Annotated in this window: 7 protein-coding genes; 3 read left to right on the forward strand and 4 right to left on the reverse strand. The window is 45.7% G+C overall.

The window, feature by feature from the left end; genetic code table 11:
* Positions 1–61: 61 nt before the first annotated feature.
* Complete coding sequence (locus A3761_RS17585) at positions 62–307, reverse strand: hypothetical protein (RefSeq protein WP_197470033.1); 246 nt, start codon at positions 305–307, stop codon at positions 62–64.
* Positions 308–736: 429 nt separating this feature from the next.
* On the opposite strand from A3761_RS17585, the gene ppk1 reads away from it, so the two are divergent.
* A complete protein-coding gene (gene ppk1, locus A3761_RS17590) occupies positions 737–2,794 on the forward strand; it encodes a polyphosphate kinase 1 (protein ID WP_068642562.1) in 2,058 nt (685 codons plus the stop codon).
* A gap of 427 nt (positions 2,795–3,221) precedes the next feature.
* On the opposite strand, the gene A3761_RS17595 is transcribed toward ppk1, so the two are convergent.
* Both A3761_RS17595 and A3761_RS17600 read right to left on the reverse strand, forming a co-directional pair.
* On the reverse strand, positions 3,222–4,364 hold the full coding sequence (locus tag A3761_RS17595; protein WP_068515347.1) for a GNAT family N-acetyltransferase: 1,143 nt from the start codon (positions 4,362–4,364) through the stop codon (positions 3,222–3,224).
* A 13-nt stretch (positions 4,365–4,377) separates the two neighbouring features.
* Complete coding sequence (locus A3761_RS17600) at positions 4,378–5,106, reverse strand: arylesterase (RefSeq protein ID WP_304438880.1); 729 nt, start codon at positions 5,104–5,106, stop codon at positions 4,378–4,380.
* Between A3761_RS17600 and A3761_RS17605 the strand changes: the two genes are divergently transcribed.
* Positions 5,086–5,793, forward strand: a complete 708-nt coding sequence (locus A3761_RS17605; RefSeq protein WP_068553431.1) for an ABC transporter ATP-binding protein — start codon at positions 5,086–5,088, stop codon at positions 5,791–5,793. The genes A3761_RS17600 and A3761_RS17605 overlap by 21 nt on opposite strands.
* The gene (locus tag A3761_RS17610; protein WP_082865189.1) at positions 5,786–8,365 is read left to right on the forward strand and encodes an ABC transporter permease; all 2,580 of its coding nucleotides are present in this window, start codon (positions 5,786–5,788) and stop codon (positions 8,363–8,365) included. The genes A3761_RS17605 and A3761_RS17610 overlap by 8 nt, the downstream gene beginning before the upstream one ends.
* 189 nt (positions 8,366–8,554) lie before the next feature.
* Here A3761_RS17610 and A3761_RS27855 read toward each other — a convergent pair.
* Positions 8,555–9,539: cell adhesion protein (locus A3761_RS27855; RefSeq protein ID WP_068750604.1), on the reverse strand; the 985-nt coding region annotated here is incomplete at its 5' end.

The raw sequence follows: 9,539 nt of genomic DNA on the forward strand, positions 1-9,539 counted from the left end.
ATAACAACTAAAATCACGTGCACTAATGGTATTTTTATAATTTCTAACATGGCAGATTCAACTAATCCAATTTGCCATGTTCTTTAATATAGTCCTTTACCAAGCTCTCAATTAGCTTTTGTATACTCGTTTCTTGCTCTATCGCAATAATCTTCAGTGCTTTCAATGTTTTCTTATCTAAACGTAGGGAGGTATTTTTCTTAGCCTTCTCTTTTTTCTCGGATGCATGCACTTGATCAAGCTGAGGAGTCTTAGCCGTACCTTTCGACACTGCATCGGTTTTCTTATCTGTACTCTTGCGACTCATAAAGAGACCCCTTGTCGTTTCACTACCCTATAAACGGCATAGTAACATCCATTCATCCATATTGCCGAGCACCATAAAAGGCAAAGGCGCGAATTATCGCGCCCCTACATTAGCTTCAAGATGGCACATTAAGCCTTCTTCAGCGCCTTTTTCAGCTTGCTGATTTTCTTAGTCTGCTTGGCTACTTTAGCTTTACGCGCTTTGATCTCTTTCTTGATAGATTTTGTTTTCTTAGACATGGTAAATCACCTTTCTTTGTGTAAATAACATTAATTGACGTAATGACGTCACTACGTCAATATCTATCCTAGACCTACATAACCGGAAATACAAAGTATTTGAACCTCAGGACTTAAATTGTCATCAAACTGTCACATAAGTCCTATTTAAATAGTCCGGTTGATTAAGCTGTATGCGAGTAGTTTCAAAATGACGAACAAGCAAGATTTTATAGAGAAAGAACTGAGTTGGCTGTCCTTCAATGAGCGCGTTCTACAGGAAGCCGCTGATGCAAATGTACCGATTGTCGAGCGGGTCAGGTTTCTCGGTATATATTCCAATAATATGGATGAGTTCTTCCGTGTTCGTGTCGCCGACGTAAAGCGAAAAATTTTTATTAAGAAAGACCAAGGCGAAGATGCCAGTGAAGATCGAGAATTACTTAAGAAGATTCAAAAGAAAGTCATCAAGCTAGGCGAACGGTTTGACGAAATCTATATTCACGTTTTGAAATGCCTGGCCCGGCGCAACATTTTTCTGATCAACGAGCAACAGTTATCTCCAGAGCAAGGGGAATGGGTTAATCAGTATTTCAAAGACAATGTTCTGCAATACATTAACCCTATAATGTGCGAGGGAAAAATCGACCTTGCTCAGGTATTGGATGATGACATCACCTACCTTGCGGTCGAACTAATTCGCAAAGGCGAATCTAGATATAGTTTGGTTGAAGTACCCTCAGACGATATGAGCCGTTTCATTGAGCTACCTAGAATCAAGGGGCAAAAGCGCCGCTGCATCATCATGCTTGATAATATTATTCGCTACTCTCTGAAGAGCGTCTTCAAAGGCAATTATAAGTTTGATGAAATTCATGCCTATTCCATGAAGATGACTCGTGATGCGGAATACGGGCTATCTGAAGATATTGACCAATCTCTACTAGAGCAGATGTCACTCAGCATTAAGCAACGCATGACAGCTGAGCCAGTTCGCTTTGTCTATGACAGGGAAATGCCGAAATCCACACTGAACTACTTGCTTGATAAAATCGGCATCTCAAATTATGACGCCGTCATCCCGGGTGGCCGCTATCACAACTTCAGAGACTTCATCAGTTTCCCTAATATCGGGCGCAACTATTTAGAATATTCACCGCTTCCGAGAATCGAAAGCAAGAAGTTCGCCGCTCACAAAAGCAGCTTCCAGGCGATTTCTGAAGGCGATATTTTACTTTATTACCCGTATCACAAGTTCAACCATTTCACCGAGTTCGTACGGCAGGCATCATACGATCCTAAAGTTGAACATATCAGTATCAGCATTTATCGCGTCGCCAAAAAAAGCCGAATTATCGATGCCCTGATCAATGCGGCAAAGAATGGTAAAAATGTTCGCGTCGTGGTTGAGCTGCGCGCCCGCTTTGACGAAGAAGCAAATATAGAATGGGCGAAGGTACTGACCGATGCGGGCATCAAAGTAGACTTTGGTGTGCCTGCATTGAAGTGCCACACCAAGCTTTGTTTAATTGGACGCAACGAAAGTGACGGCTATAAGCGCTACGCTCATATCGGCACAGGTAACTTCCACGAGAAGACCGCAAGGATTTATACCGACTTCTCTTTATTTACCTGCCACGATGAAATTACCGCCGAAGTAGAAGACGTATTTAACTTCATTCGCTTCAGCTATAAACATTATCACTTCAAACACATTATCGTCTCGCCAAATGATTTCCGGCCACGTGTTCACAAGTTGATTGATCGTGAGATAAAGCACGCCGAGAAAGGCCTGACTGCCGAAATCATGCTGAAGGTCAATAACCTGGTCGATGACGAAGTCGTTGGGCACCTCTACAAAGCAAGCCAGGCTGGCGTAAAAATTCGCATTATTATTCGTGGCATGTGCACCCTTTTACCCGGCGTTAAAGGTTTGAGCGACAACATCAAAGTTATTAGCATTGTCGATCGTTTTCTGGAGCACCCACGTGTGTCGATATTCTCCAACCAGGGCGAGCATGAGATTTATATCTCATCTGCAGACTGGATGACCCGCAACATCGACCACCGTGTTGAAGTAGGCTGCCCGGTTTACGACAAACAGCTTCAAAAGCAGATTCTGGATATCTTCGAGATTCAATGGTCAGATACCACCAAAGCGCGAATCATCGATGCGAAGCAGACCAATCAATATAAACCACGGGGTAACAAACGTAAGATTCAATCCCAACTGGCGATTCATGATTATATCGCCAAGCTTGAGAAGTGAGGTCATTGGTGCTTGCTTAGGTTTTAGCCTATTACAGGTTAGTAGAAGAGGGCGGAATGGCGGCAAGTTGGACTCTCGGCCCTTCCACACTGTGCCTTCCCGCACCACAACTCCGTCATTCCCGCGCAGGCGGGAATCCATTGTCTTGAATAGAACGCAGCATTTGAAACCGTCGTAGTAATCGAATTAATAAGGTTTGGGTCAAAAACAATGGATCCCCGCATGCGCGAGGATGACAACGGTGGGATATCATAACGTTAGGGGGTAAACATCTAATCGCGAACCGGTACACTTTGGCGTACATCCGACCAAAATCAAAACAAGTACCTATGTCTCGAAATGGCACTTTCCAGTCCAGACCTTATCAACGAGCTAGATCAGTTTCAAAAGATTGGAGAACATTAAAGCCGTGCAAACTAGCAGAGCCTTATTGCTGTTTTTTGAAAGGCAAATAAGTACTCGCATCCTCATAATAAGCTTCGAGCATTTCATTTTCTTTGCTAATAAATTCCGCAACGGGCTCTCGAAACCCTTCTTCAGCCAGCCAGTGGTTTGAGTAAGTATAAGTCGGACGAAAGCCTCGTTGGATTTTATGTTCACCCTGAACTCCGGGGTCAAACCTAGCCAGGCCATTCGCGATACAGTATTCAATCCCTTGATAGTAACAAAGCTCGAAATGAAGATTATTAGCCTCTTCGATACAGCCCCAATAACGACCGTACAAGGCATTATCGCCCTTAAAATTTAATGCACCAGCAATGTACTCGCCATTTCGCTTTGCCATCATCAACACAAGATACTCAGGCATCTCTGAAGCAATACGCTCAAAAAATGATGGCGATAAATAGCCACCATGACCGCTACGTTTGGCATAGGTGATTTGGTAAAAGTCATAAAAGCTACGCCAAAGCTCAGCGTTTATTTCCCTACCTTCCCATACCTCTACTTCTATTCCTTGCTGGGAAATACTTGCACGTTCTTTCTTAAGATTTTTTCGTTTTCGTGAGCTAAAAGAGGCGAGAAAGTCATCAAAACTCTGATAGCCCTCGTTCGTCCATTGAAAGTGCACAGCCTTACGCTGAAGAACCGGAGGCTTGAAGACTGTCGATAGTTCTGAACCAGGGAATAACAGATGCCAACCCGAGTAGCCTTGCTCATGACAATGCTTTGGAGCAAAGTCATGCAAGGCCGTAATCACGGCGCTATGATCAATACCCTCTCGTATAAGTATCCGTGAACCGGTAATGGGGGTGAAAGGAATGGCTGAAACTAACTTGGGATAATAAGCCAATCCATATTGATGGTAAGCATTCGCCCAAGCATGGTCAAAGACGTATTCACCATAGCTATGCTGCTTAACATAGCTAGGAACAGCGGCGACCAATGTATCGCCCTGATAAGCCATGAGGTGATGCACCAACCATCCTGAGCATCCACCAACCGCTTGTGTTTTTTCCAAGGCATCGAGAAAGTGGTAGCGCACAAAGGGGTAGCCCTCACCTGCCAAGGAATTCCAGGCCTGCTCTCCCACCTCAGCAATTGAGGTGACGTAACGGAACTCAATAGTCATCCTGTTGCCACACTTATTTAGCTGAAAGCAAAGTATCCAATACTTTGTCTACGTGCTCAAACATCGTTTGTTGCGCGCTTTCCGTCGGATGAATACCATCGTCTTGCATCATACCTTCAACACCAGCAACCCCTTCCAATAAGAAGGGAACTAAGGATAGATCCATTTGCAATGCCAGGTCTGAGTATATATTCGCAAAGGCTTTGGTATAACGGTCACCATAGTTAGGCGGTATCTGCATGCCTAGCAATATTACTTGGGCTCCAGCCTCTTGTGACATCACAGCCATCGCTTCTAGGTTATTACGAATCTGCCTAACCGGGGTTCCTCGTAAACCATCGTTTCCGCCAAGTTCAATAATGACGATAACGGGCTGATGAGTTGATAAGGCCTTACCTAAACGATAACGGCCACCGGTAGTGGTATCACCGCTGATACTTGCATTGATCACGCGATAGTTATCGCCCAGCTCACGCTGCATCAGCGCTACCCAGCCCTTACTCTTATCCAAACCAAAGGCCGCGCTAATACTGTCACCCACCACTAGAATGCTTGCAGCCTTTTGAACTGGAACAGTATTTTTTACCGGTAACGGTTTTTCTATTTCCGCCGCATACGTTAAGCTGCTTAGTAGAAGCAGGCAGCCAATAATAAAATAACGACCTAGCTGCATGTGCATCGCAAACCCCATTCTGTTTAGACAACTATTTTGTGATTGAATATGCCTGAAAATAGCACTCAAGAAAATCTCCTACTGAAACTCAATAATGTATGTAAGTCGGTCAATACCGGTTCAGAACAGCTTGATATCTTGCAAGGCATTCAACTTGAAATCAAGCAAGGAGAATCTGTCGCCATCGTTGGCGCGTCAGGTAGCGGCAAATCAACAATGCTAGGAATTATGGCCGGGCTTGATGAAAGTTCATCAGGCGAAGTCTACCTCTTGGGCGAAGCATTACACCAGTTAAATGAAGATCAACGATCATCTGTCAGAGCAAAGGGGGTAGGCTTTGTCTTTCAAAGCTTCCAGCTGCTTCCCGGCCTGACGGCCTATGAAAATGTCAGCCTGCCGATAGAAATGTCTGGCAGGTATAACGCCCGCCAAACTGAAGAGAAAACACTAGACTGGCTGGACAAGGTTGGCCTGAGCCATCGAATCCATCACTACCCTAAACAGCTTTCGGGTGGTGAACAACAACGTGTTGCTATCGCTCGAGCCTTCTCTTCTGAACCAAAAATATTGTTTGCAGACGAGCCTACCGGCAATCTCGACAGTAATACAGGGCAACAAATTGTAGAACAGCTTTTTTCCTTGAACTCTCAGTTGGGAACAACCCTTGTACTCGTAACGCATGACGAACAACTAGCTAAGCGCTGCGCCCGAACCGTACGCATGAGCGATGGCCAGGTAAAGGAGCTAAATGCTTAAGATGAATACAAGCACGCAAGGCCTCAGTTTCCTCAAACTTATTCGTCTGTCCCAGTCTCTTCTCAGACGAGAAACCCGTTCGGGGCAGCTCACCTTAATCATCTTTTCTCTTATTCTAGCCGTCACCGTCGCTACCATTATCAGTGTATTCAGTGCGCGTATGGAAGCCGGCATGTTGGCAAAGTCTACCGAGCTGCTTGGCGCCGACCTGCGCATTCGCTCCAGTCAAGAAATCCCGGCCGGGTTCGAAGAACGTGCGCAACAAAGCGGTTTATCAACCAGTACCACCTTGGAGTTCCCAAGTGTTGTGGTGGTAGGGGATGAAATGTCTTTGGCCGCCGTTAAAGCCGTCGATGATCATTACCCTCTTAAAGGTAAGGTTATGACTAGCTTGAGTGCCTTCAAGCCCGGGGAGAAAAGCCCAACAGGACCACCTCCTGGTAGTGTATGGCTAGAGTCTCGCTTACTGACGCTACTCAATGCAAAAATAGGCGACACACTGGAACTGGGCAAACAGAATTTCACCATAGGTGCACTCATCACCCAGGAAAGTGATCGCGGTGGAAACTTCTATAGTTTGTCCCCACGCCTGATGATGAATATGGCTGACATCGAAGCAGCTGGGCTTATTCAGACTGGGAGTCGCGTTACTTGGCGCTTATTGCTTGCAGACCTTCAAGACAAACAAGCTCAGACCGAGACGACTCAACTCAAGGGCTCGCTTAACTCAATTGACCAATACAAGGTCTGGCTGAAACCTCTACTCAGTGACAATCAAAGCCTGGAGTCATTATCAGATAACAACCAGGCGCTTGCCGCGGCACTCGATAAAGCACGTAGCTATCTTTCCTTAGCGGCCATTCTCGCGATTCTACTTGCGGGTATTGCCATTGCGATGGCCGCTCAAAACTATGCCCAACACCACTACGATACCAGCGCACTGTTAAGAACCTTGGGCGCCAGTCGTCAGCAAGTACTGTGGCTTTTTAGTCTGCAGTTACTGATTCTCGCCTTCATCACCACGCTCATCGGCCTAATGCTTGGCACCCTGATACAGGAACAACTTTCTTCCTTGCTAAGTATCCTATTTATCAATGACTTGCCTACCGCACCTTGGTCAGCTTGGGCTATTGCGAGTATTACGGCCCCGGTTACTCTACTGGGCTTTGCGCTACCTCACCTGATTCAACTAAGTCGCGTATCCCCACTTAGAATCCTGCGCCGTGACCTTGAGCCGATGAGCATTAGCGGAAGACTAATCTACGGCATCGCGCTCGCATGTATTCTCTCGTTATGCTTATGGTTTACCGGCGATGTAAAGATGTCTCTCGCATTGATTGTCGGCGGATTGGTGACCCTTATCCTGCTCTCATTTGGTTTACGAGGAATACTTAAGCTTTTAGATAAAATCACACCTTCAGCACGCTTCAATATTTATGTGCGTTTCGCCTGGCGACACCTCATGCGCAACAATCAAAGTGCCAGCACTCAAATCTTGGCATTCGCGATGATATTGATGGTCATGCTAGTCATTAGTGTTGTAAGAAATGATTTACTAAATGACTGGCAACGCGGCTTACCCGAGAACGCGCCCAATTTCTTCGCTATGAATATACAAGCCTATGAATCGGATAGTTATAAAGCGGCACTCGAAGAAACCGGCTTCAAGAACTACCCGCTCTTTCCTATGGTTCCAGGGCGATTAACGCATATCAACGAACGCTATGTTCATGATGATGAAAAACTGAGTGAAGACCCGGCCCTTCAAAGAGATCTGGCGCTCACATGGAGTGAACAACTACCCGAAGGAAACAAAATACTGGAAGGTGTTTGGATAAATGATAAAAAGTCAGATGCGGCGAGCAAACAAGTTTCTATTGAATCGCGTTTAGCAGGGAGATTAGGTGTAAAGCTTAACGACACGCTTCGCTTCGAGGTGGCCGGACAAAGCTTCACAGTGACCATTACTAGTATTCGCAGTGTCGATTGGGGAACACTTAGTCCTAACTTTTATATGATTCTATCTGAGGCAGCGCTCCAGGACCTTCCGCTTAGTTACTTAACCAGTTTTCATGTCCCTTCTGGCAGCGAGGCAAAACTTACTAAGCTCATCCGCGAGTTCCCGACCATTACCTTACTCGACATGAGTATGGTCTTTACGCAAATTCAAAGTTTGCTCAAGCAAGTCAGCCTCGCTGTTGAGTACTTACTTATCCTAGTATTGATCGGCGGTGTGTTGGTCTTACTGGCGACCATTTATTCAAGTATCGATGAGCGAATATTACAAGGTGCAATTTTACGGACACTCGGCGCTAACCGAAAGCAGCTTCGCCTTAATCAGTGGAGTGAATTCGCTTTGTTAGGCCTCATGGCAGGTATTCTGGCCCTGCTGGGTACTGAAGCAATCTGCTATAGCTTATATCGCTATTTACTCGACCTAGACTATCAAGTGCAATGGCATCTTTGGGCATGGCTACCCATTAGTTCAGCCTTACTGATCATGTGTTTAGTAGGATTGAGTACAAGGAAGGTGGCTAGTCATTCGCCAGTTAGTGTACTTCGAGACAGCTAAGCACCGGGACAAGTCATTTGATGAAGCCATGAAGAATGAATTCTACCGAGGCATGGAAGTCGCTGCCGCATCAGGAGCCTTAGACGGCGCACAGGGGTTTACCAAAGGTCAGGGCAAGCATGGGCAATTTTAAAAGCTGAATAAGGAAAGCACGCCTCCTCATTCAGCCTTTTAACGTCTTAGCTTATTTTAGTAGTTCTTCACTTCAAACTGGTCATCCGAAGGCTTTGCGGTATAGCGACCTTCTACCTGATCCCACTCATAATCATTCCCCATCATAACCTTAATGCGGTTATCTGAAGTTCTGGCACTGGCGGCATCGTACCCTGTGTCTTTGCGTCTTCCCCACCAGTTAATCGTTACTTCTTCAGGCTCAGCATTATTCATTGACTGGAAGTACCAGTGACGTGCTTCAACATGTTTACCGGCAATATCCCATGAATTCAGATACCAAAAACGCAAGTGGTTGAGGTTAACAATACTCTCCAACGGCGTGTTTTGGTCGCCAATCCATAAGTCATATATCGCCGATGACTTATACCATTCTACTGCGACATCCTGGTCGGCTATCATATCGGAAATGTACCAACGCGTTCGTTCGCCCACCCAGTCGTTCTGGCCGTCGCCGTTTTCATCACCAAGATAGCTTTTGCCATTTTTTGACCAGAAGGGGTCTAGCAGTGCAATACGGTCGGGCATAACATTATCAGACAGAGTGCCCTCATTAATCCCATCATTAATCTGCTTGGCCACATAAACAGCTAATTGGTTCCCCAAAGAGTGGCCTGCAAATCTCAGGTTTTTGTTATTGTTAGCCAGTACTGCTGTGATTTGCTCAAAAGCGATTTCACCGACCGACTTGTTCGGTGCCTGTGACGTGCTGTAACTACCGTCATCTAGCCGATAACGCATACCTTTTGGGCCATTAGCACTCCACATTTTGGCTTCTGCATCTTTGACTTCAGCTTCATCGGCAAACTGGTTCCAGTAAAATACGCCAACGTTCCAACCCCTTTGCTTCCAGGATTTATGCGAGAGTGAGTTGCCATTGTTGGCGAAGGTAAAGTCTTCGCGGTCATAGCCATCTTGCGAAGAGCCATTCTGCCAGCCATGGAAATAAATAACCGTTGGCTTCGAGTCGTCATAGTAATTACTAATGGTTTCGTTAATCGTG

Source organism: Oleiphilus sp. HI0123, from assembly GCF_001635315.1.